Source organism: Microbacterium sp. SSM24 (assembly GCF_025989145.1).
Taxonomy (GTDB): Bacteria; Actinomycetota; Actinomycetes; order Actinomycetales; family Microbacteriaceae; genus Microbacterium.
In genome coordinates this window covers 831,915-854,311 of sequence record NZ_JAPDNQ010000001.1, presented here as the reverse complement: position 1 = coordinate 854,311, position 22,397 = coordinate 831,915, and the positions used below count along the sequence as shown (strand labels likewise).

General features: G+C 72.0%; 21 protein-coding genes and 1 pseudogene. 17 read left to right on the top strand and 5 right to left on the bottom strand.

The annotated features are described in order from the left end of the window. Positions 1 to 41: 41 nt before the first annotated feature. Positions 42 to 791: a YidC/Oxa1 family membrane protein insertase gene (locus OL358_RS03960; protein WP_264708635.1), complete on the bottom strand. Its 750-nt coding sequence runs from the start codon at positions 789 to 791 to the stop codon at positions 42 to 44. 99 nt (positions 792 to 890) lie between these two features. Beyond that, the gene (locus tag OL358_RS03955) at positions 891 to 1,172 is read right to left on the bottom strand and encodes a DUF6412 domain-containing protein (protein WP_264708634.1); all 282 of its coding nucleotides are present in this window, start codon (positions 1,170 to 1,172) and stop codon (positions 891 to 893) included. A 107-nt stretch (positions 1,173 to 1,279) separates the two neighbouring features. On the opposite strand from OL358_RS03955, the gene OL358_RS03950 reads away from it, so the two are divergent. From OL358_RS03950 to OL358_RS03880, 15 genes are all read left to right on the top strand, one after another. Continuing rightward, positions 1,280 to 2,143 carry a potassium channel family protein gene (locus OL358_RS03950; RefSeq protein WP_264708633.1) on the top strand — a complete coding sequence of 288 codons (864 nt, stop codon included), beginning with the start codon at positions 1,280 to 1,282 and terminating at the stop codon, positions 2,141 to 2,143. Between the two features lie 199 nt (positions 2,144 to 2,342). After that, a complete protein-coding gene (locus OL358_RS03945) occupies positions 2,343 to 3,200 on the top strand; it encodes a sulfurtransferase (protein WP_264708632.1) in 858 nt (285 codons plus the stop codon). Continuing rightward, positions 3,197 to 4,585, top strand: coding sequence for an NtaA/DmoA family FMN-dependent monooxygenase (locus tag OL358_RS03940; protein WP_264708631.1), 1,389 nt, complete (start codon positions 3,197 to 3,199; stop codon positions 4,583 to 4,585). Before OL358_RS03945 ends, OL358_RS03940 begins: the two co-directional genes overlap by 4 nt. A 302-nt stretch (positions 4,586 to 4,887) precedes the next feature. Continuing rightward, positions 4,888 to 6,522 carry a TIGR04028 family ABC transporter substrate-binding protein gene (locus OL358_RS03935; protein ID WP_264708630.1) on the top strand — a complete coding sequence of 545 codons (1,635 nt, stop codon included), beginning with the start codon at positions 4,888 to 4,890 and terminating at the stop codon, positions 6,520 to 6,522. A 17-nt stretch (positions 6,523 to 6,539) separates the two neighbouring features. Then, a complete protein-coding gene (locus OL358_RS03930; RefSeq protein WP_264708629.1) occupies positions 6,540 to 7,520 on the top strand; it encodes an ABC transporter permease in 981 nt (326 codons plus the stop codon). Beyond that, positions 7,517 to 8,473: an ABC transporter permease gene (locus OL358_RS03925; protein WP_264708628.1), complete on the top strand. Its 957-nt coding sequence runs from the start codon at positions 7,517 to 7,519 to the stop codon at positions 8,471 to 8,473. The genes OL358_RS03930 and OL358_RS03925 overlap by 4 nt, the downstream gene beginning before the upstream one ends. Beyond that, positions 8,470 to 10,116 (top strand): dipeptide ABC transporter ATP-binding protein, encoded by a 1,647-nt coding sequence (locus OL358_RS03920; RefSeq protein WP_264708627.1) that lies wholly within the window; start codon positions 8,470 to 8,472, stop codon positions 10,114 to 10,116. The genes OL358_RS03925 and OL358_RS03920 overlap by 4 nt, the downstream gene beginning before the upstream one ends. Beyond that, positions 10,113 to 11,147 carry a putative FMN-dependent luciferase-like monooxygenase gene (locus OL358_RS03915; protein ID WP_264708626.1) on the top strand — a complete coding sequence of 345 codons (1,035 nt, stop codon included), beginning with the start codon at positions 10,113 to 10,115 and terminating at the stop codon, positions 11,145 to 11,147. The genes OL358_RS03920 and OL358_RS03915 overlap by 4 nt, the downstream gene beginning before the upstream one ends. After that, complete coding sequence (locus OL358_RS03910) at positions 11,144 to 11,764, top strand: CMD domain protein (protein WP_264708625.1); 621 nt, start codon at positions 11,144 to 11,146, stop codon at positions 11,762 to 11,764. The genes OL358_RS03915 and OL358_RS03910 overlap by 4 nt, the downstream gene beginning before the upstream one ends. Next, the gene (locus OL358_RS03905; RefSeq protein WP_264708623.1) at positions 11,761 to 12,387 is read left to right on the top strand and encodes an alkylhydroperoxidase domain protein; all 627 of its coding nucleotides are present in this window, start codon (positions 11,761 to 11,763) and stop codon (positions 12,385 to 12,387) included. The genes OL358_RS03910 and OL358_RS03905 overlap by 4 nt, the downstream gene beginning before the upstream one ends. Beyond that, positions 12,384 to 12,965 (top strand): FMN reductase, encoded by a 582-nt coding sequence (msuE, locus tag OL358_RS03900; protein ID WP_264708621.1) that lies wholly within the window; start codon positions 12,384 to 12,386, stop codon positions 12,963 to 12,965. Before OL358_RS03905 ends, msuE begins: the two co-directional genes overlap by 4 nt. A 178-nt stretch (positions 12,966 to 13,143) precedes the next feature. Further along, positions 13,144 to 14,145: a PLP-dependent cysteine synthase family protein gene (locus OL358_RS03895; RefSeq protein WP_264708619.1), complete on the top strand. Its 1,002-nt coding sequence runs from the start codon at positions 13,144 to 13,146 to the stop codon at positions 14,143 to 14,145. Next, the gene (locus OL358_RS03890; protein ID WP_264708618.1) at positions 14,142 to 15,302 is read left to right on the top strand and encodes a cystathionine gamma-synthase; all 1,161 of its coding nucleotides are present in this window, start codon (positions 14,142 to 14,144) and stop codon (positions 15,300 to 15,302) included. The genes OL358_RS03895 and OL358_RS03890 overlap by 4 nt, the downstream gene beginning before the upstream one ends. A gap of 116 nt (positions 15,303 to 15,418) precedes the next feature. Continuing rightward, positions 15,419 to 17,422 (top strand): NAD(P)-binding protein, encoded by a 2,004-nt coding sequence (locus tag OL358_RS03885; RefSeq protein ID WP_264708616.1) that lies wholly within the window; start codon positions 15,419 to 15,421, stop codon positions 17,420 to 17,422. A gap of 111 nt (positions 17,423 to 17,533) precedes the next feature. Beyond that, on the top strand, positions 17,534 to 19,093 hold the full coding sequence (locus tag OL358_RS03880; RefSeq protein ID WP_264708615.1) for an SLC13 family permease: 1,560 nt from the start codon (positions 17,534 to 17,536) through the stop codon (positions 19,091 to 19,093). An 87-nt stretch (positions 19,094 to 19,180) separates the two neighbouring features. Here the strand turns inward: OL358_RS03880 and OL358_RS03875 are convergent, their stop codons facing one another. Continuing rightward, positions 19,181 to 20,260 (bottom strand): SDR family NAD(P)-dependent oxidoreductase, encoded by a 1,080-nt coding sequence (locus OL358_RS03875; protein WP_264708613.1) that lies wholly within the window; start codon positions 20,258 to 20,260, stop codon positions 19,181 to 19,183. Between the two features lie 49 nt (positions 20,261 to 20,309). On the opposite strand from OL358_RS03875, the gene OL358_RS03870 reads away from it, so the two are divergent. Beyond that, positions 20,310 to 20,873 (top strand): TetR/AcrR family transcriptional regulator, encoded by a 564-nt coding sequence (locus OL358_RS03870; RefSeq protein WP_264708611.1) that lies wholly within the window; start codon positions 20,310 to 20,312, stop codon positions 20,871 to 20,873. Between the two features lie 23 nt (positions 20,874 to 20,896). After that, entirely contained in the window at positions 20,897 to 21,214 is a 318-nt protein-coding gene (locus OL358_RS03865; protein ID WP_264708609.1) for an ATP-dependent DNA ligase, read from the top strand. Between the two features lie 135 nt (positions 21,215 to 21,349). Here the strand turns inward: OL358_RS03865 and OL358_RS03860 are convergent. Both OL358_RS03860 and OL358_RS03855 read right to left on the bottom strand, forming a co-directional pair. Then, positions 21,350 to 21,658: pseudogene (locus tag OL358_RS03860) on the bottom strand (hypothetical protein); the annotation flags it as partial. Positions 21,659 to 21,667: 9 nt separating this feature from the next. Then, positions 21,668 to 22,306 (bottom strand): TetR/AcrR family transcriptional regulator, encoded by a 639-nt coding sequence (locus OL358_RS03855; protein ID WP_264708608.1) that lies wholly within the window; start codon positions 22,304 to 22,306, stop codon positions 21,668 to 21,670. Positions 22,307 to 22,397 lie beyond the last annotated feature (91 nt).

Genomic DNA, 22,397 nt, shown 5'->3' with positions numbered 1-22,397 from the left:
TCGTGACATCTCCTCGATTCGTGACAACTCTCTCCGCGCGGTCACGCCGGCGAGAGCGGGTACCGGCGGCGCAGGATGAGGCGCTGCACCAGGGTCCACACCACGGTGGTGGCGAGGTAGAGGGCGGCGGCCAACGGCACGAACACCGCGATCACCGCCGTCGTGAACTGCAGGGCGCCGACCAGGCGTCCGGCCGCTCCCGCCAGGGGCGCGGCATCCGTTCTCTCCGCATCGGGTGCGCGGAACGCGCGCCGCGTGATCTCGGCGGTGACCACGATCACGGCGATCAGCACGCCGAAGACGGCGAACGTCGCGAGCGTCGCCGTGCCTGCGCCGACCGCCGCGAACAGTCCCGTGCCCAGCGAGACGCCGGCGAGATGCTCGGCGAGCAGTGCGTTCGGGTGTCCGGCGATCGCGGCGAACGCGAAGAGCGCGTAGACGACGGCGAGCACGGGAGCCTGCGCGAGCATCGGGAGGCATCCGGCGAACGGCGAGACGCCTTCATCGGAGTACAGCTTCATCGTCTCGCGCTGCAGGCGCTCGGGATCACGTCGGTGGCGCCGCTGCAGTTCGCGCAGCTGCGGCGCGAGGCGGCTGCGGTTCTGCTCGGCCTTGGCCTGTGCGATGCCGATCGGGATGAGCGCCGTGCGCACGAGCAGCGTGACGAGAATGACGGATGCCGCGGCCGCGGCGTCGCCGGCGAGGGGCTGGAGCAGCTCGGCGAGGAGGAGGAGGCCGGAGTACGCCGCGTCGAGGATCGCGGCGAGCGGGGGAAAGGCGTAGAGGTCCATGGGAATGTCCGTTCGGTCGGTGTCTGGGTCGTGGCGAGTGGCCACGAGACACCGGGTGCGCCGAACGGCGCCCGCAGGCGGGCGGAGGGCGGACTCGGATCAGGCGGCCGGGGCCGCCGCGCCGGGCGCTCGCGGACGCGCGTGGCCCGCGGCATCCGGATCGCTCTGCGTGAGCCGCACCGAGACGTCGATCGCGCGCAGCGGGTGCGGCGACGACCCGGTCGCGGACACCGGAAGCTCGACCCGGGCGAGCGTGATGGCGAGGACCGCGACGGCCGCGATCGCGGCGGCGGCGAAGGCCAGGGCACTCGGCTCGCGGATGGCGACACCGGCCATCAGCTCGAGCAGGAGGCGCAGCACGACGCCGAGCGTCTCGGTCATGGCCACCGCCTCTCGACAGGATCGAGCCTCACGCTAACACTCTCGGCGCCTGCGGGCTCGGGAAGATCACCCCGGGACGGCGATGCCCGCGGTGCCAGAATCCAGGCATGTCCGCACCGCGCTCCGAACTCAAGAACACCGGTTACGAGATCTTCATCGGCATCCTGTCGGTGATCTCGATCTTCAACCTGGTCCTGGTCTACGCCTTCGTGAAGGACCCCGCACTCCAGCAGATCCTCACCGTGATGAACGCGCTGTTCAGTGCGATCTTCCTCGGCGACTTCATCTACCGGATCCTGACCGCCCCGTCGGCGAGCGCCTACTTCTTCCGCCACTTCGGCTGGGCCGACCTGCTTGCGAGTCTGCCCTTCCCGCAGGTGAAGATCCTGCGCGTCTTCCGGCTGGTTCGCGTGTCGCGTCTTCTCCGCGAGGTGGGCATCCGCGCGGTCTGGAACACGGTCACGAAAGACCGGGCCGGGAGCGCGCTCCTGGTGCTGCTGCTGATGGGCATCCTCGTGCTGGAGTTCGGCAGCCTCGCGATCCTGCGCATCGAGCAGTACGCCGAGGGCGCCAACATCACCTCGGCGTCCGACGCCCTCTGGTACGTCATCGTCACGATCTCCACCGTCGGCTACGGCGACCAGTACCCCGTCACCGATCTGGGGCGCCTGGTCGGATCGGGCGTGATCGTGATCGGCGTGGGCATCTTCGGCACGTTCACGGGCTACCTCGCGAACCTCTTCCTCTCGCCGCGCAAGAGCGATGCGGCTGCGCCGGATGCAGCGACGGATGCCGCGACGCCGGCCCCTGCGACGCCGGCCCCCGCGGATGCGCCGGTGGCAGCATCCGTCCCCGCGCCTGCGGCACCCGACCCCGCCGCGGACACGGCGACCGTCGACGAGCTGCGCGGCCTGCTGGCGGAGTCCGAGGCGAGCCTGGCGCGCATGAAGGTGCTCCTCGGCGGCCCGTGACGGCCCGTGACGGGCCGCGACGGTTCGTCTGTACGAAATCGACTGTGAGAGGCGAATGCAACGTCGATTTCGTACAAACGAATCGCGCGGGTATTCCTGCGTGACGCCGTGTTGCGCTGCGTCACGTCGTGTGACGCCTCGTCGCGGTGCATGACGGCGCACGGTTCCCGGTAACGCTCGCGGGCGTGAGCATGGGCGCATGGCCTCCCCGCTCATCTCGCCGCTCGACCTCGCACACCTCCTGCGCGAGCAGCGCACCGTCCGGCTGCTCGATGTGCGCTGGCGCCTCGACGTGCCCGAGGGACGCCCCGCATACCTCGACGGCCACCTGCCCGGCGCCGTGTACGTCGACCTCGACCGCGAACTCGCGCGCCGCGACGATCCGCGGCAGGGGCGGCATCCGCTCCCGCCCCGCGAGCAGCTGCAGGAGGCCGCCCGCCGGTGGGGTGTGAACAAGGGCGACATCGTCGTGGCGTACGACGATCTGCACTCGGTCGCCGCCGCGCGTGCGTGGTGGGTGCTGACGCGGTCGGGTCTCCCGGACGTGCGCGTGCTCGACGGCGGCCTGCGCGGCTGGCTCACCGAGCGGCTTCCGCTCGACACCGGCGATGTGCTCCCCCGCCGCGGCGATGTGGAGCTGCAGGAGATCGAGCACGGGGTCGCCGACATCGACGACGTCGAGGACTGGCCGTGGAAGGGCGTCCTCCTCGACGTGCGCGCGCCGGAGCGCTACCGCGGCGACGCCGAGCCGCTCGATCCCGTGGCCGGGCACATCCCCGGCGCCGTCAACCTGCCGACCACCACGCACCTCGTCGCCGGGCGCTTCCGCTCGCCCGACGAGATCCGCGCCGAGTTCGCGGCGGCGGGCGTCGTGGACGGCGTCGCCGTGGCCGCGTACTGCGGGTCCGGCATCGCCGCGTCGCACACGGCGCTGGCGGGCGCGATCGCGGGGATCGACGTGACCGTGTATCCCGGCTCGTGGAGCCAGTGGTCCCACTCGCGCGGCCGCCTGGTCGCCGTCGGCACCACCCCGTCGGCCGAGGTCACGCGTCTGTGAGCGAGCCGCTGATCGTCGGTGCGATGGTCCGCACCCTGGGCGCGTACCCGTCGGGGTGGCGGCATCCGGGAGCCCACGCCGACCCGCACACCGACGCAGCGGTGCTGCGCCGGATCGCCCGGCTGGGCGAGGATGCCGGGCTCGACTACCTCTTCTTCGGCGACTGGCTCGCCACCGGACCGGATCTCGAGTACCGCGATCCGTACCTGCTCGCGCGGATCGATCCGCTCAGCGCCGTGCTGTACCTCGCGGGAGTGACCGAGCGGATCGGCCTCATCGCCACCGTGAACTCCACGTACGCCGATCCGTACGCGACCGCGCGGGCGACGGCATCCCTCGACGTCCTCACCGGAGGGCGCGCGGGCGTCAACCTCGTCACCGGCGCCGAGCCGCGCGCGGCCGCCAACCACGGCCGAGACTCCCACGCCGACAACACCGCGCGCTACGACCGCGCCGAGGAGTTCGTGCGCGCGCTGCGGCTGCTGTGGGAGTCATGGGACGAGGACGCCTGGATCGCGGATGCCGCCGCCGGCGTGCTCATCGACCCCGAGCGACTGCGCGCCGCGGCGTTCGAGGGCGCGCACGTGCGGGTCGAGGGTCCGCTGAACGTCGCGCGTCCGCCGCAGGGACACCTTCCGCTCGTGCACGCGGGCACGTCCCCGCGCTCCCGCGCGCTCGCCGCGACCGAGGCGGACTTCGCGCTCATCGCCGCGCCGACCCTGGCTTCGGCGATCGACGCGCGCGCCGAGCTGCGAGGCCTGGCACAGGCATCCGGTCGCGATCCCGACGAGCTGAAGGTCGTCGTGCCCGTGCTCCCGGTGGTGGCGGAGACGGATGCCGCGGCCCGCGGGATCGTCGAGCGGCTGCTGCTGCTCGTGCCGATCGATGACGGCGGCGGGAACCGCGACCGGGTGGCGTTTCCGCCGAACCGATCGCTCGCCTCGTTCCTCGACGCTGCCGGCGCGGCGGGCGACGATCCGTCGCGGCGCGCCGCCGTGGACGACACGGTCCCGGCGGCGACGGCCCGGGCCTTCGCCGAGGTCGCGGCGAGCACGGTGCGAGTGGTGCAGGACCGCACCGGACGACGGGCCGGGGTCGACCTGACCTGGCGGCACCTGATCGCCGCTCACGCCGTGCCCGCCGCATTCGTAGTCGGCGGGCCCGCGGCGATCGCCGATCACTTCGAGCAGTGGCGCGACGCCGGCGCTGCAGACGGCTTCAACGTGCTGTCGGCGTTCCAGCCGGCGCAGTTCGAGGCGTTCACCGCGCTCGCGGCGCCGGAGCTGCGCCGCCGTGGACTGCTGGGCCGCAGCGGCGCGACCCTGCGCGATCGACTCTCGCTGGGCGCGCCCCGGCTCGCGCACGCCCCCGTCGCCGTCGGCTGAGCCCCGTCACGGGCTGGCGCGGGGTTTCCGCGTGCGGGCAGGGGGCTCGCGCGGTGATGAAACGAGGAGATGTCGCGAAAGGAGGACGGATGCCGTGCCCTTCCTCCTCCTTTCGTGACATCTCCTCCGTTCACGACCCCGAGCGCCGCGCGCACCGCGTGTTACGCCCCGTGAAGCGGCGTGACCCCCCGATGCAACGGGTGACGGGCGGTGACGCACGGCCGCGCGAGCGGCCCGGGACCGTCCGTAGCGTGGCCACACCGTCCCGCCGCACCAGGCATCCGAACCACTCAGGAGTAACCATGTCCCGTCCCGCAGCACGCGCCCTCGCCGGCGTCGTCGCGGTCGCCGTCGCGGCCTCGCTCACCGCGTGCGCCTCCGGCGCCGCCACGAGCGAACCGCAAGGCGCCGCCGGCGATCCCGTCACCGGAGGCACGCTCACCTACCTCGAGCACCAGACCTACACGAACCTCTACCCGCCGCAGGCCGGGTTCTATCCCAATGGCGGTCTCGTCAACAACATCGCGGCGCGACTGACGTGGCAGAACCCGGAGACGCTCGAGATCGAGCCGTGGGTCGCCACCGAGTGGACCGTGAACGAGGACGCGACCGAGTACACGTTCGACATCCGCGACGACGTCACCTTCTCGGACGGCACGCCGCTGGACGCCGAAGCCGTGGCGAAGAACTTCGACACCTACGGCCTGGGCAACGAGGATCTCGGACTGACGGTCTCGGAGGCGATCAACAACTATGCCTCGAGCGAGGTCGTCGACGACGACACCGTGACGTTCCGCTTCTCGGCTCCCGCGCCCGGCTTCCTGCAGGCGACGTCGACGATCAACTCGGGCCTGCTCTCGCCCGACACGCTCGACCTGACGCTCGAGGAGTTCGGCGCCGGCAACGCCACCGACATCGTCGGCGCGGGACCATTCGTCATCACCGACGAGAAGCTCGGCACCGAGCTCACCCTCGCGGCGCGTGAGGACTACAACTGGGCGCCGCCGAGCTTCGACCACCAGGGCCGCGCGTACCTCGACGAGATCCACCTCATCGTGACCCCCGAGGACAGCGTGCGCATCGGCTCGCTGCTCGCCGGCCAGGCGGACTACATCCGCTACGTGCAGGCGTTCGACGAGGAGCGCGTCGCCTCCGCCGGATTCGACGTGCACGCGCCGCAGACCCGCGGCGTCAACAACGCCCTGAGCCTGCGCTTCACGAACCCGCTGCTCAGCGACATCCGCGTGCGCCAGGCGCTCGTCGCGGCCGTCGACGCGCAGGAGGTCGTCGACACGATCTTCACCGAGAACTACCCGGTGGCGACGTCGGCGCTCAGCTCGTCGGCCGTCGGCTACAAGGACGAGTCCGCGTTCTACGCGTACGACCCGGAGAAGTCGGCTGCCCTGCTCGAAGAGGCCGGCTGGACGGCCGGCGACGACGGCATCCTCGAGAAGGACGGCGAGCGCCTGTCGCTCACGGTGTACGAGGCCGCGCCGCAGCCGCTCTCGAAGCAGACCCTCGAACTGGTCGCGCAGCAGCTCAAGAAGGTCGGCGTCGAGCTGAACGTGAAGGCGGCGGATGCCGGCACCTACGCCGAGGACATCAAGGACCCGCTCAAGACCCCGCTCTACCACTCGATGGTCGGACGCGCGGACCTCGACGTGATCAAGAGCCAGTACCACACGACGAACCGCAACACCCTGCTGTCGGATGACGCGGAGCTCGACCGCCTCCTCGAGGCCGTCGCGTCGACGCCGGACCCCGACGAGCGGATCGCGGCCTCGCAGGCGGTGCAGGACTACCTCGCCGAGCAGGCGTACGTCATCCCGCTGTTCGAGGAGCCGCAGGTGTACGGCACCGCCCCCTATGTCCACGGCGTCGAGTTCGAGTCGGTCGCACGGCCGCTCTTCTACGACGTCTGGCTCGACAAGCAGTAGGCGGCGGGAGCCAGCAGATGCGCTACGCGCTGAGACGCGCCGGGCAGGCCGCGATCGTTCTGATCGCGGCCTTCACGGCCACCTTCATCCTCCTGCAGCTGCTGCCGGGCGATGCGATCCTGATCAAGTACGACGACCCGTCCCTGGGGCTCAACGCCGAGCAGATCGAGCAGATCCGCACCGCGTACGGCGCCGACTCGTCGTGGTGGGAGCAGTACTGGGCGACCCTCAGCGGCTACGTCCAGGGCGACTTCGGCTACTCGACGCAGTTCGGCACGGGCGTGCTCGACCTGATCGGCGAGGCGCTGCCGGCGACGGCCGCGCTGGCGGGCCTGGGGTTCCTGCTCGCGGCCGTCATCGCGGCGGCGATCGCGTTCCTGTCGACGCTGTCGCCGTTCGGATGGCTGCGCTCGGGGCTGCGGTCGCTGCCGGGGGTGTTCGTCTCGGTGCCGGTGTTCTGGCTCGGCATCCTGCTCATCCAGGTGTTCTCGTTCGGCCTGGGGTGGGTGCCGATCGTCGGCGCCGACCCCGTGGCCGGGCTGATCCTCCCGGTGATCACACTGGCCGTGCCGATCTCGGCGCCGCTGGCGCAGATCCTGGTGCGCAGCATCGACGACGTGCAGCTGCAGCCGTTCGTCACGGTGGTGCGTGCGAAGGGGGCGTCGCCGTCGTGGGTGCTGTGGAGGTCGGTCGCGCGCAATGCGATCCTCCCGACCCTCACGATCGCGGGCGTGCTGTTCGGCGAGCTCATCGGCGGCGCGGTCGTCACCGAGACGGTGTTCGGCCGTGCGGGCATCGGCCGCGTCACGGAGCAGGCCGTCGCGAACCAGGACATCCCGGTGCTGCAGGGGATCGTGGTGCTCGCGGCCTTCACCTTCGTCGTCGTGAACCTGGTCGTCGACCTCCTGTACCCCGTGCTCGACCCGCGACTGCGTGAGACCTCGCGCCGCGGGCCGGCCGTGGGGACCGCTCCGACCCCTGTGGAGGTGCCCGCATGAGCGCACAGCTGACGACGGACACAGCGGATGCCGCCGCGCGGCGATCCGCGGAGGACGAGGCATCCGGAACCGTCCTCGACCCGCTCGCGCGCGACGCCGGCGCTCCGCAGGGGCAGCCCGAGCGGCGCTCGTCCGCGGCCCGGCTGTTCGCGCTCGGGCGCCGCCCGTCGTGGACCCTCGTGCTCGCGATCGCCGTGGTCGCCGTCGCGGTGCTGTGGGCGATCGTGCCGGGGCTGTTCACGACGCAGAACCCGATCGAAGGGGTCCCCGCCGACAAGCTGCTGCCGCCCAGCGCGGCGCACTGGTTCGGCACCGACGCCATCGGCCGCGACCTGTACGCACGGGTCGTCTACGGGGCGATCCACTCGCTGTCCGGGGCGCTCATCGCGGTCACCGTGGGGCTCGCGGCCGGAACCCTGATCGGCGTCATCGCCGGGTCCGTCGGCGGGGTGCTCGACGACATCCTCATGCGCGTCGTCGACGTGCTGCTGTCGATTCCCGGCCTGCTGCTGTCGCTGTCGATCATCATCCTGCTCGGCTTCGGCACGGTGAACGCCGCCATCGCGGTCGGCGTCGGGAGCGTGGCCTCGTTCGCCCGGCTCTCGCGCTCCGAGGTCGTGCGCGTGCGCCGGACCGACTACGTCGAGGCCGCGTTCGGCACCGGCGGAACGTTCGTCTCGGTGCTCTCCCGCCACGTGCTGCCCAACTCGCTGAGCGCCGTCATCGGGCTCGCCGCGCTGCAGTTCGGCGCCGCGATCCTCGCGATCTCGACGCTCGGCTTCCTCGGCTACGGCGCACCGCCGCCCACGCCGGAGTGGGGTCTGCTCATCGCCGAGGGCCGCAACTACGTCGCCACCGCGTGGTGGCTCACGACCCTCCCCGGCCTCGTCGTGGTGATCGTCGTGCTCAGCGCCAACCGCATCAGCCAGTCCATCGGAAGGGGGCCGCGATGAGCGTGCTCGGCATCGAGGGCCTGCGGGTCTCGTACGCGACCCGCACGGGCCGCAGGGAGGTCGTCCACGGCGTCGGCTTCGAGGTCGGCGAAGGCGAGGTGGTCGCGCTGGTCGGGGAGTCCGGATCGGGGAAGTCGACCACCGCGCACGCGGTGCTCGGCTTGCTGCCCGAGGGCGGCCGGGCCGACGGCGGCGCCGTCACGCTCGGCGGCGTCGACATCTCGGGCTGGTCCCCGAAGCGCCTCCAGAGCGTGCGGGGCGTGCAGGTCGGGCTGGTTCCGCAGGATCCCGCCGCCTCGCTCGACCCGGTGCGCCCGATCGGCGTGCAGGTGGGCGAGATCCTGCGGCTGCATCGCCGCTCCGGCGGCGGGGAGCGCGACCGCGCCGCGATCCGTGCGCGCGTGCTCGAGCTGCTCGAGCGCGTCGGCCTCGACGACCCGGCGCTGCGCGCCCGCCAGTATCCGCACGAGCTGTCGGGAGGCATGCGCCAGCGCGTGCTCATCGCGATCGCCATCGCGCTGCGTCCGCGGCTGATCATCGCGGACGAGCCGACGAGCGCGCTCGACGCGACCGTCCAGCGGCGCATCCTCGACCTGATCGACGACCTCCGGCGCGAGGAGGGCACGTCGGTGCTGCTCGTCACGCACGACCTCGGCGTCGCCGCGGACCGCGCGCAGCGCATCGTCGTGCTGAAGGACGGCGAGATCGTGGAGCAGGGGGCGAGCGACAGCATCCTGTCCGCTCCGTCCGATGCGTACACGCGTCAGCTCCTCGCGGATGCGCCGGCGCTCGCCGCGACGGACTTCCGCCGCCCCGCACCGCCGCTGTTCCTGCGGGACGCCGCGGCCGCCGCGGCCGAGAACCCGTACGCGATCGTCGCGGAGGGCCTCGTGAAGGAGTTCGCGGTGCGTGGCGCCGAACCGTTCCGGGCCGTCGACGACGTCTCGTTCCAGGTGCGCCGGGGCACGACCCACGCGCTCGTCGGGGAGTCGGGATCGGGCAAGACCACGACGGCCCGGCTGGTCACGCGATTCCTCCACCCCGACGGCGGCAGCATCGCGCTGGACGGGTCCGACATCGCCGACCTGCGCGGGTCCGCGCTGCGGGATCTGCGCCGGCGCATCCAGCTCGTGTACCAGAACCCGTTCTCGTCGCTCGACCCGCGGCAGAGCGTGGGGCGCATCGTCGCCGAGCCGCTGCAGAACTTCCGCGAGGGTACCCGCGCGTCCCGCCGCGAGCGTGCGGCGGCCCTCCTCGAGCGCGTCGCCCTCCCCGCCGACGTCTTCGAGCGCTCGCCGCGCGAGCTGTCGGGCGGACAGCGCCAGCGCGTCGCGATCGCGCGCGCCCTCGCCATCGACCCCGAGGTGGTCGTGCTCGACGAGGCGGTGTCGGCCCTCGACGTCACCGTCCAGGCTCGCATCCTCGAACTGCTCGAGTCGCTGCAGCAGGAGCTCGGCCTGACGTACCTGTTCATCTCGCACGACCTCGCCGTCGTGCGGCGTCTGAGCCATACGGTGTCGGTGCTGCGGCGGGGACGCGTCGTGGAGGCCGGGACCACCGAGGACATCTTCACCAGCCCCGCCCACGACTACACGCGCGAGCTGCTCGCCGCCGTGCCCGGACGATCGGAGGTCGCGGCATGACCGCACCCACACTGGCGTTCTTCACGCGCCTTCTCGACGACGCCCCCGCGGCGGAGAGGTTCCGTCTCGCCACCGACCAGGTGCGTCACGCCGAGCGCTTCGGCATCCAGCGTGCGTGGGTCGCGCAGCACCACTTCCACGCCGCCGAGGGCGGGCTTCCGTCGCCCTTCGTCTTCCTCGCCCACGCGGCGGCGGCGACGACCGAGATCAGACTCGGCACCGGGGTCGTCACCCTGCCGCTGGAGGACCCGGTGCGCGTCGCCGAGGACGCGGCGGTCGCCGACCTGCTCTCGGGTGGCCGCATCGACCTCGGGCTCGGCAGCGGCGGCACCCCGTCGTCCTTCGTCCCGTTCGGGCTGGACGTCGCCGACAAGGCTGCGGCGTACGACCGCAAGCTCGCCGTGCTGCTCGACGCGCTCGCGGGACGCGAGATCGGCGGGGGCAACACGCTGTATCCGGATGCCGCGTCCCTCGCCGATCGCCTCTGGCAGGCGACCTTCTCCGTGGCCGGGGGAACCCGCGCGGGCCTCGCGGGGCACGGTCTCCTCCTCTCGCGCACGCAGCCGCGGCCGGCCGACGACCTCACGGCCCCGCTCGCCCGGCTGCAGGATCCGATCGTGGACGCGTACGTCGACGCGCTGCCGACCGGTGTCGCGCCGCGCGTGACGGCGTCGCGGACCGTGTTCGTCGCCGACGACTGCGCCGACGCCCTGCGCTTCGCCGAGGTGGGTCTGCGCCGCGCCGCCGCAGGATTCCGCCGGGCCGGGCAGACGATCCCCGGCGACACCCTCGACGAGCTGATCGCCTCGCTCGACACGCACCTCGGCACGCCCGAGCAGGTCGCGGAGTCCCTGGCCGCCGACGCGACCCTCGCCCGGGCCACCGAGGTCGCCTTCCAGGTGCACTCGGTCGACGCCCCGCACGACTTCGTGCTGCGGTCGATCGAGCTGTTCGCGGGCGAGGTCGCCCCCGCGCTCGGCTGGTCGACCCGCGACGTCTCACTCACCCCTCTCGAAAAGGAGAACGCATGACCACCCTCACCTCCGACACGGTCGACCGGCTCGCCGGCCTGCGCCCCGACGGCGACATCGCGCACCTGCGCCGTCGCCGGCCGGTCACCCGTGCGCAGCTGCAGGCCAGCTCCGACGCGCTGATCGCGCCCCTCGACGATCGCGAGTTCCCGCTGGTCGAGCGGCTGCTCGTCGCCGCCTTCGCGACGCGCGTCACCGCCGATGACGCGACGGCCGCCCACTACGCGGGCCTTGCCTCGGCGGCGGATGCTGCGCGCGCGGAGGTCGTCGCGGGCGAAGCATCCGCCTCCGCCACGGCCGGCCCGTTCGGCACCTACGTCGAAGCGGGCCTGCGGGACGAGAGCACGGACGGCCGTCGCTACGAACCCGGTCTCGCGGCCCGCGACGCCCTCGGCGAGCGGCTCACCGCCGCCCTCGCGCACGCGCACCTGCTCACCGTGCGTCCGCGTGAGGCCGGCTCCGCCGCCCTCGACCGACTGCTCGATGCCGGGTGGAGCGTCGACGGCATCGTCACGCTGTCCCAGCTCGTCTCGTTCCTCGCCTTCCAGCAGCGCGTGGCCGCCGGGCTGCGCGTGCTGGAGCTGACCACCCCCGCCCTCGAGGAGGTCCCGGCATGACCGGCACCACGACCGACGTCCGCACGCTCGTCCACGACGCCCCGCACCCCCACGCCTTCACGCGTGCCGAGGTGGGCTGGGTGCCGTGGCTGGAGCCGTTCCCCGCGGACGAGCTCACCGAACGCCACTACGACGGGCTCGTCGACCGCCCGCGCGCGTCCAGCGACTACTTCCGGCTCCTCGTGCGCGACCCGGAGATCCTCCGGGCGCGCACCCTCGTCGACAAGGACATCTTCTACAACGTCGGGGAGGGACTCCCGCGAGCGGAGCGCGAGCTGGCCGCCGCCGCGGCATCCCGCGTCAACGGCTGCGTGTTCTGCGCCTCGGTGCACGCGCGCTTCGCGGCGCACTACTCGAAGCGCGCCGACCTGGTCGACCTGCTCCTCGACGAGGGCATCTCGGCGGAGCTCGGCGAGCGATGGGACGCGATCGTCGCGGCCTCGGCCGCCCTCACGGCGACCCCGATCGCGTTCGACGCGGTGCACGTGCAGCGGCTGCGGGATGCCGGTCTCGACGACCTGGAGATCTCGGACGTCATCCACGCGGCGGCGTTCTTCAACTGGGCGAACCGGCTCATGCTGTCGATCGGCCGGCCCGTCGCCCCCGCTGCGGAGACATCGTGACCGACGTGCAGCCGCTGCGGGTCGTCGGAGTCTCGGGGTCGCTGCACGAGCCGTCGCGCACGACGGCGCTCGTGCGGGCGATCCTCGACGAGGTCGCCGCGAGAACCGGCGCGGAGACGGAGCTCGTCGAGATCGCGGCGCTGGGTCCGTCGTTCGCGGGGGCGCTGCGCCGCGACGACGTGGCACCCGACGTGGAGCGGGCGCTGCAGCGGATCGAATCCGCCGACGTGCTCGTCGCGGCCAGCCCCGTGTACCGGGCGTCGTTCACCGGGCTGTTCAAGCACCTGTTCGACTTCGTCGGGCAGTACGAGCTGGTCGGGAAGCCGGTGCTCGTCGCGGCCACCGGCGGCGGTGAGCGTCACGCGCTGATCCTCGAGCACCAGCTGCGCCCGCTGTTCGGGTTCTTCCAGGCTCTGACGCTGCCGATCGGGGTGTACGCGTCCGACACCGACTTCGACGCCTACGAGCTGACGTCGCCCGACGTGCGCCGCCGCGTCTCGCAGGCGGTGGGGAGGTCGCTGCCGCTCATCGAACAGGCGGCGCAGTCGCGGCCGTCTGAGTACGTCACCACGTGGTGACCCCGTCGAGCGTCACGGAGGGGAACGAACGTCCTCGTCCGTGACGCCCGGCAGGGCCTCGGGCTAGACTCGTGGATGTGTTGACCTGTCGCTGTTGTCGCTGAGTGCCTCCAGGCACGCCTCCGCGACCCCGACAGCAGACCCCGCGCCCGCGCGCGGCGACACCGAGGACACATCCGTGCGTTACGCCAGAAGCGTGGCCGACCTCGTCGGCAACACCCCTCTCGTCCAGCTCACCCGCGTCACCGAGGGCATCTCCGCCACGGTGCTCGCCAAGGTCGAGTACTTCAATCCGGGCAGCTCCGCCAAGGACCGCATCGCCCGCACCATCATCGACGCCGCCGAGCGCGACGGCCTCCTGCGTCCCGGCGGCACCATCGTCGAGCCCACCAGCGGCAACACCGGCGTCGGCCTGGCGCTCGTCGCCGTCGAGCGCGGATACCGCATGATCTTCGTCGTGCCCGACAAGTTCGCCGGCGAGAAGGTCGAGGTGCTCAAGGCTTACGGCGCCGAGGTCGTGATGACCCCCACCGATGTGCCGCCCGACGATCCTCGCTCGTACTACGGCGTCTCGGATCGCCTGGCCCGCGAGATCCCCGGTGCGTTCAAGCCGAACCAGTTCGCCAACCAGAACGGACCGCGCGGCCACTACGAGACCACCGGCCCGGAGATCTGGCGCGACACCGACGGCCGTGTGACGCACTTCGTCGCCGGGATCGGCACCGGGGGCACGATCACCGGAACCGGCCGGTACCTGCGCGAGGTCTCGCGGGACGAGGTCCAGGTCATCGGCGTGGATCCCGCGGGCTCGATCTACTCGGGCGGACCCGTTCACGGCTACCACGTCGAGGGGGTGGGCGAGGATTTCTGGCCCGAGACCTACGACCCTTCCGTCGTGAACGGCTACGAGCGGGTGACGGACGCCGAGTCCTTCGCGATGACCCGGCGACTCGCCCGCGAGGAGGGCCTCTTCGTGGGCGGCTCGAGCGGGATGGCCGTCGTCGGCGCGCTCCGCGTCGCCCGCGACCTCCCCGCCGAGGCCGTCGTGGTCGTGCTCCTGCCCGACCACGGCCGCGGCTACCTCAGCAAGATCTACGACGACGACTGGATGCGCGAACGCGGATTCGACGTCGACGACGCCCCCGGCACCGCCGACCCGACAGAAGGATCACGCGCATGAGCGACCCGACCCAGTTCCCCGGCTTCGAGACCCGCTCCGTGCATGCGGGCCAGAGGTTCGACCCGACCACCGGCGCGGTCATCCCGCCCGTGCACTTCTCGACCACGTATGCGCAGGACGGCATCGGCGGACTCCGCGAAGGCTACGAGTACGGCCGCAGCGGCAACCCGACGCGCACCGCGCTCGAGACGCAGCTCGCCGCACTCGAGGGCGGCGCTCACGGGCTGTCCTACGCGTCGGGTCTCGCCGCGGAGGACGCGCTGCTGCGGGCCGTGCTCAAGCCCGGTGACGAGGTGCTGCTCGGCAACGATGTGTACGGCGGCACCTACCGTCTCATCGCCCGCGTCCTCGGCCCGTGGGGCGTGGGGGTGCGGGTCGTCGACATGCGCGACCTCGGCGCTGTCGAGGCCGCCCTGGGCGAGCGTCCGGCACGCATCGTGTGGGTCGAGACGCCCAGCAATCCGCTCCTGCACATCACCGACATCGCGGGCCTCGCGCGGCTCGGTCGCGCGGCCGGCGCGCTCGTCGTCGTCGACAACACCTTCGCGACCCCGGCGCTGCAGCAGCCGCTCGCCCTCGGCGCCGACGTCGTGGTGCACTCGACCACCAAGTACCTCGGCGGGCACTCTGACGTCGTCGGCGGGGCGCTCGTGCTCAACGACGACGGGCTGTACGAGCAGGCGAAGTTCCTGCAGTTCGCCGCCGGCGCCGTGTCGGGTCCGATGGACGCCTGGCTCACCACGCGCGGCGTCAAGACGCTCGCCCTGCGGATGCAGCGGCACAGCGAGAACGGGCAGGCCGTCGCGGAGTTCCTCGACCGCCACCCGAAGGTCGCTCGCGTGCACTACCCGGGGCTGCCCGGACACCCCGGGCACGACCTCGCCGCGCGGCAGATGCGCTCCTTCGGCGGGATCGTCTCGGCGGAGCTGCAGGATGCGGCATCCGCTCGCCGTTTCGCCGAGTCGACGCGGCTCTTCCAGCTCGCGGAGTCGCTGGGCGGCGTCGAGTCGCTCATGAACTACCCCGACGAGATGACGCACGCGTCCGTGCGGGGGACTGATCTGGCCGTGCCCGAGGAGCTCGTTCGCCTGTCGGTCGGCATCGAGTCCGTCGACGACCTGATCGCCGACCTCGACCGCGCCCTCGCCTCGCTCTGACACCCTCCTCCCGACCGTCTCGTCCGTTTGTGCGGGCATATGTGCGCCTGGTGCTGTCGCTGAGCGCGCATTCGCCCGCACAAACGGAATGGGAGGACCGGACGTAGGCTCGGAGGATGAGCGCCACGTCGCGGGTGTTGTCGGAGCCGCTGCAGATCGGGTCGGTCACCGTGCCGAACCGCATCATGCAGACCGCGCATTCCAAGCAGTACTCCGACCGGGTGGAGTCCGATCGCGAGACCGCCTACTTCGTGCGGCGCGCGCGCGGCGGCTGCGGCCTGTTCGTGGCGGGCAACCACTTCGTGCATCCGTCGGGGTCGATCCGCGGCTTCCAGGATGCGTTCCGTCCCGAGTCGGTCGCGGCGAGCAGACGCATGACCGATGCGATCCGGGATGCCGGTTCCCGCGTGTTCGTGCAGCTCAACCACCACGGCGCGCAGGCGCAGTCCGACCGTCCCGACGGTCCCGGGACGGTGTATGCCCCGTCGCGCATACTGTCGCCGTCGACGGCGCACGCGACCCGGGCGATGAGCGTGGACGACATCCGATCGGTCGTCGAAGGGTGGGCGGTGTCGGCCGAGAACGCCCGCGACGGCGGCTTCGACGGCGTTGAGATCCACATGGCGCACGGGTACCTGCTGCACCAGTTCCTCTCGCCGCTGTACAACGCCCGCGCGGACACGTACGGCGGCGACCTCGAGGGGCGCACCCGCTTCCCGCGCGAGGTGCTCCGCGCGGTCCGTGATCGCGTGGGCGACGACTATCCCGTCGGCATCCGGATCGTCGCGAACGAGTTCCACCCCGACGGTCTCGACGGCGCTGCGATGCTCGAGATCATCACGCGCCTGCGAGCCGACGCGCGGATCGACTTCCTCGACCTCGCGGCCGGCGGGTACCACAACGTGCACTACGTCTTCCCGTCGTCGCCGATGCCGTACGCATGGCTGCGCGACGACGTCGCCGCGGTCAAGGCCGCCAACCTCGACGTCGCCGTGTTCGGGGTGGGGGCCGCGCGCTCCGTCGAGGAGGCCGAGGAAGTCGTCTCCTCGGGCATCGCCGACATGGTGGCGCTCACGCGCGCGCAGATCGCCGACCCCGACCTCGGCCGCAAGCTCGTCCACGGCACGGCGGCCGTGGGGAGCGGCATCCGTCATTGCATCCGCCTGAACCAGGGATGCCTCGGACGCGGCAGCCGTGGTCTCCCGATGTCGTGCACGGTGAATCCGCTGGCGGGGCGCGAGGCGGAGCGCGGCGAGCGCCCTCGCGCCGAGGCTCCGCAGCGGTGGGTCGTCGTCGGCGGCGGGCCGGCGGGCATGCGCGCCGCCGTCGAACTCGCGTCGGATGGCCACGACGTCACGCTCCTCGAGCGCACCGCCGACCTCGGCGGCCAGCTGCGGCTCGCGCGCCGCGTGCCCGGCCGCGAGAGCGTCGGTCTGCTCGTGGACGACCTCGTGCGCGACCTCGCGGCGGCCGGGGTCGATGTGCGCCTCGGCGTGGACGCGACAGCCGAGGCGCTTCGCGGATTCGGTGCCGACGGGATCGTCGTGGCGACCGGTGCCACCGCCCCCGTCACGACATCCCTCGCGCTCGGCGGGGCGTACCGCGACGGCTTCCCGCCCAGCGGGACGGTCGACGCCTTCACGGCGGCGACCGAACCGGCACACCTCGGCCGCCGGATCGCCGTGGTCGACGCCGACGGGACCGCCTACGCCGCGGGCGTCGTGCTCACGCTTCTCGGTGCGGTCGACGAGCTCGAGCTGATCACGCCGTTCGAGACCGTGTTCCCCCACATCGGCGCCGGCTACGACCGGCCGCTGCTGCTCGAGCGGCTCGGGTCGCACGGCGGATTCCGGCGTCGCTCGTCCGCACGCGTCGATCTCGTCGAACCCGGCGCCCTCGACCTCCGCGACACGCTCACGGGGGAGCGCGCCCGACTCGACGGTCTCGACGCCGTGGTGGCGATCGAGCCGCGCGCGTCGGTCGTGCTGGAGACGATGGATGCCGCCCCCCGCGTCGTCACGATCGGCGACGCCTTCGCGCCCCGCTCCATCGACGCCGCGATCTTCGAGGCCGTCGAACTGGCCTACGACGTCGCCGGCCTCGCGACCCTCCGCAGCTGATCCACCCGCGAGCTCGCCTGCCCGCCTGCCCGCCCTCCGCCCGCCGCGGACGGAACCGCAGCGGAGTCGCGGCGACGCACGCGGTCGAGACCCGCTCGATACAGTGGCGACGTGGACCCCGTCGCCGCAACCCTGATGATCCTGGGTCTCGCGATCGTCGCGTTCGCGAGCAATCGCGTGCCGATCGGCGTGGTCGCGATCGGGGTGTCGCTCGCCCTCTACTTCACGGGGATCCTCACGCTCCCGCAGGCGCTGGCAGGATTCGGCGATCCGACGGTGCTGTTCATCGCGGCGCTCTTCGTGGTGAGCGAGTCGCTGGATGCGTCCGGGGTCACCGCGTGGGCGGGTCAGATGGTGATCGGCCGCGCAGGCAAGCGCCCCGGTCGCCTGCTCGTGGTCGTCGCGCTGCTCGTGGCGGGCGTGTCGGCCCTCATCAGCGTCAACGGGGCGACGGCCGCGCTGCTGCCGCTCGTCGTCGTCGTCGCCGCCCGCGCCGGGATCGCGTCGTCGAAGCTCCTGATCCCGCTGGCGTTCGCAGCATCCGCCGGGTCCCTGCTGCTGCTGACGGGAACCCCGGTCAACATCATCGTGTCGGAGTTCGCCGAATCGGCGGGCGGTCGTCCGTTCGGGTTCTTCGAGTTCGCGCTCGTCGGCATCCCCATCGTGCTCGGCACGGTCGTGATCCTGCTTCTCGGCCGACGCGTCCTTCCCGTACGGGCCGGGGCGCTGATGCCCGTCGACCTCGTGCGTCATGCGCGGCTTCTGCGCGACCAGTACTCGCTCTCGCTCGACACGGGGCTGATCGTCGGACCGTCCACGGGCGTCACCGAAGTGGTCGTCGCCCCCCGCTCGCCCCTCATCGGCTCGCGCGTGTGCGCCGGCATGACCACGCCCGACGGCGACCTCGTCGTGCTCGCAGCGCGCCGCGGCGACGAGCTCCTGCGCGGCGGCGAATTCGTGGTGCAGGCCGGCGATGCGCTGCTGCTCCAGGGCGCGTGGGATGACCTCTCGCGGCACTCCGACGCGCCGGGCGTGCTCGCGGTGGACCACCCGTCGCGGCTGCGTCGGTCCGTCCCCCTCGGCAACGGCGCCAAGCGGTCGCTGCTCGTGCTGGTCGCGATGGTGGTCCTGCTCGCGACCGGAGTCGTGCCCCCTGCGGTCGCCGCGCTGCTCGCGGCGTGCGCGCTCGTGCTGACGCGGGCCGTGTCGCCGCGGCAGGCGTATCACGCGATCTCGTGGACCACCGTCGTGCTCGTGGCGGGGATGATCCCGCTGTCGACGGCCTTCCTGCAGACCGGCACCGCCGAACTGCTCGCCCAGGCGCTCCTCGATGCGCTCGGCGATGCCGGTCCGCGCATCGCGCTGCTCGCGCTCTGCCTCATCACCGTGATCCTCGGGCAGCTCATCAGCAACACGGCCACGGTGCTCATCGTCGCGCCCATCGCGGTCGCGGTCGCCTCGGCCCTCGAGGTGTCGGTGCAGCCGTTCATGATGGCGCTCACCGTCGCCGGAGCGGCGGCGTTCCTCACGCCGATCGCGACCCCCGCGAACCTCATGGTGATGGAGCCCGGCGGCTACCGGTTCGGCGATTACTGGCGACTCGGACTGCCGCTCGTGGCGCTCTTCCTCGCCGTCGCCGTTCTCTACGTGCCCCTCGTCTGGCCCTTCTGACGTGCCCTGAGTGCCGAGTCGCCAAGACACGCCGTACGGGCGTCGCCCCACGAGGCGTGTCTTGGCGACTCAAGGGCGGGGTGCGACTCAGGCCGCGGACCAGCCTCCGTCGCTCGCGAGCACGACGCCGTTGACGTTGACGCCGTCGTCCGACAGCAGGAACGTGATGGATGCCGCGAGCGCGTCTGCCTCGACGGGATCGGGCATGACGGCCATCGCCGTCTGGATGCGGTCGGCCCCGAGGGGGGACCCGAAGCTGGCCTCGATGTTCGTGATCGTGGGACCGGGGGCGACGGCGTTGACGCGCACCCCGCTCGGGCCGTACATGAACGCGCTCGACTTCGTGAGCCCGACCACCGCGTGCTTCGACGCCGTGTACGCGACCCCGGCCGCGGATCCCCGGAGCGCGGCCTCCGACGCCGTGTTCACGATCGACCCGCCGCCCTGGGCGAGCATCGCCGGCACGACCGCGCGCATGAGCTTCATGGTGCCGTCGACGTTCACGCGGAAGACGCGCTGCCACACGGCATCCGTCACGTCCGCCACGGGTGTCATGTCGTCCATGATCCCGGCGATGTTCGCCAGACCGTCGATGGTGTCGCCCGCCGCCTCGACGATGCGTGCGACGCCCGCGTCGTCGGTGATGTCGGCGACGAGCGTGACGATGTCGGCACCCGAGTGCTCGGTCGCGAACTCGTCGAGGCGCTCCTGGCTGACGTCGACGGCGATCACGCGGCCGCCCTCGCGGGCGACGCGCGATGCGGTCGCGCGTCCGATGCCCGAGCCCGCACCCGTGACGATCACGGTGCGGCCGGAGAAGCGGCCCTGGTCGATGCGCTCGGTCCACTCGCGCAGAGCGACGGCCGCGTCGGTGTCGGCACCGGTCTCGACGGATGCCGCGCCCGCGCCACCTTCGGCAACCTCGCCGCCGCCCTCCGGGAGCTCGCCTGCGGCGACCCGTCGCACGAGGTCGTCGAGCATCTCCTGCGTGAACGCGCCGCGACTCATCTTGACGAGGCGCTTGATCGCCAGCCGGCGGACGGGTTTGAACACGTCCGGAGTCTGGCCGCCCTGGGCGAGCATGTCGGTCAGGATCGCGTTCCCGGCCGGATCGGCCAGCCAGTCTGCGATCGAAGAGTCGCCCGTGAGCGGCTTCGGGTTGCCCATGATGTCATCCTTTCGACCGGACATCAGTGTCCGGTACTAGGCTACACCCGTGCCGAGCCCCGCGTCCCCCCGTGCGAATCGCGGTCCGGCAGCCGCTGCCGAGAACCGCAGAGCCCTCATCGCCGCTGCCCGCGAGGTGTACGCCGACGGCGGCCTCAATGCGCCCTTCAGCGCGGTCGCCAAGCGCGCCGGCGTGGGGCAGGGCAGCCTCTATCGCCACTTCCCCGACCGCACCGCGCTCGCCGTCGCCGTGTTCGAGGAGAACGTCGGCGACCTCGAGGACTACACGTCCCCGCCGGAGCGCACGATCGACGACCTCATGGACCGCGTGGTCGATCAGGCCGTCGTCTCGACCGCCCTCATCGAGCTGATCACCGCCGACCTCCACGACGTGCGCGTGGTCCCGCTGGGCGAGCGTTTCGCGGCCGTGGTCTCGCGGCTGGTCGACCGCGAGCGCGCGGCCGGACGCATCGGCGCCCACCTCGAGGCCGAGGACGTGATGATGGCGATCGGCATGCTCGCGACCGAGATCGCGCGCGCCGACCCCCCGGCTCGGCCCGCCGTCGCCGACCGCGCTCGTGCACTGTTCCACGCGGCCTTCGCGCCGCGCTGACCCCGCACCCGTAAGCTCCTCGCATGGGCAGGTTCATCTACGACACCGCGTCGAACGCCGTCGACATCGACGACCGCACGCTGGCGCACCTCCGCATCGTGGTCATGAACAAGCTGCGCCGCGCCGAGCCCTTCATGTTCGACGTCGAGGTCGGCGACGGCAGCGGTCGTCGCAGCTTCTGGATCCACCCGTCGGTGCCGCTCCAGTTCCACTTCTTCGGAAGCCGGATGCCGCGCATCAACCGGCTGTGGGTCGAGGAGCTGATGCAGGCGGCCAGCGGCCCCGCGGGCCTGACCATCCTCCCGGAGCCGCCCGAGGAGAGCGCCCCCGCACCCGAGTGATCGAGCTCAGCTCGAGGGCACGTCCTTCGCGGTGACCTCTTCGCCGGCGACACGAAGCCGCTCGACATCGAGGCTCTCGACCTCGACGGTGCCGAGCGCGACATCCGCTGTGCTCTCGGTGGAAGGGAGCGGCACGGGACCCGTGTCGAAGTGCTCGGCGACGAGGGAGATCCCGCCGGAGGAGTTCGCGGAGTTGGCGAGGTGCTCGATCCACTCCCGGCTGAGGTTCGTCGGCTCGGGATCGTCGAAGACGAAGCGCAGCGGGATCGACGGGTGCAGCCAGATCGTGCTGCGGCCCCGAGGCTGGTCGTCGGGATGGCGCCACGACAGCGTGAAGCTCTCGTCGCGGCGCAGCTTCGTCGCGATGACGACCTTGAGGTGCGCGAGGGCGCGGTCCTCGATATGGATCGGGGTGGCCGCGCCGCCGTAGTAGATGGTCCCCACGCAGGAATTCTAGTCCTGCGACGTGCTCCCAGCACGGTGGGGCGCGAGCAGACGCGCCAGCAGATCCAGTGCTTCCGACTGCGGCACGGATTCGTCAAGCATCCACTGCGCCTGCAGGCCGTCGGATGCCGCGATCACGAGCGATGCGACCGCCTCGGGGTCGACGTCGTCGCGCAGGCGCCCCGTCGCCTGGTTGCGCGCGACGCGCTCGACGAGGTCGGCGCGCACGCGGGCGAAGCGCTCGGTCGCGAACTCGGTGGCGTCGGGGTGCCCGTCCTCGAGCGCGGCGGCGACGAGAGTCGAGTACAGCTGCACCAGCCCGGGGACGGAGTGGTTCCGCTGCGCCGAGGCGGTCATGATCTCCACCGGCGACGCATCGACGGCGTGCGGCCGCGCCTCGGCGTTCTGGCGTTCCGCCTCGCGGTACACCTCGACGAGCAGCTGCTCCCTCGAGGTGAAGTAGTGGGTGAGCGCGGCGTGCGAGACGCCGAGCTCCTGCGCGATGGTGCGCAGGCTCGTCCCGGCCGAGCCGCGCCGCGCGAAGACGTCGATCGCGAGGTCGAGGATCTGCTGGCGGCGGGCGAGTCCCTTCGCGTACGGCCCGCGCGTGCGGGGCGCGGCGTCGTCCGGTGCGGGATCTGCGGGCATGCTGGCATCCTATGCGATTGAAAACCTCCGAGTGGAGGTTTTCTGGTAGCGTTTCTGAGCAGCGCTCGACAGCGGGCGCGCGTCATCGTCG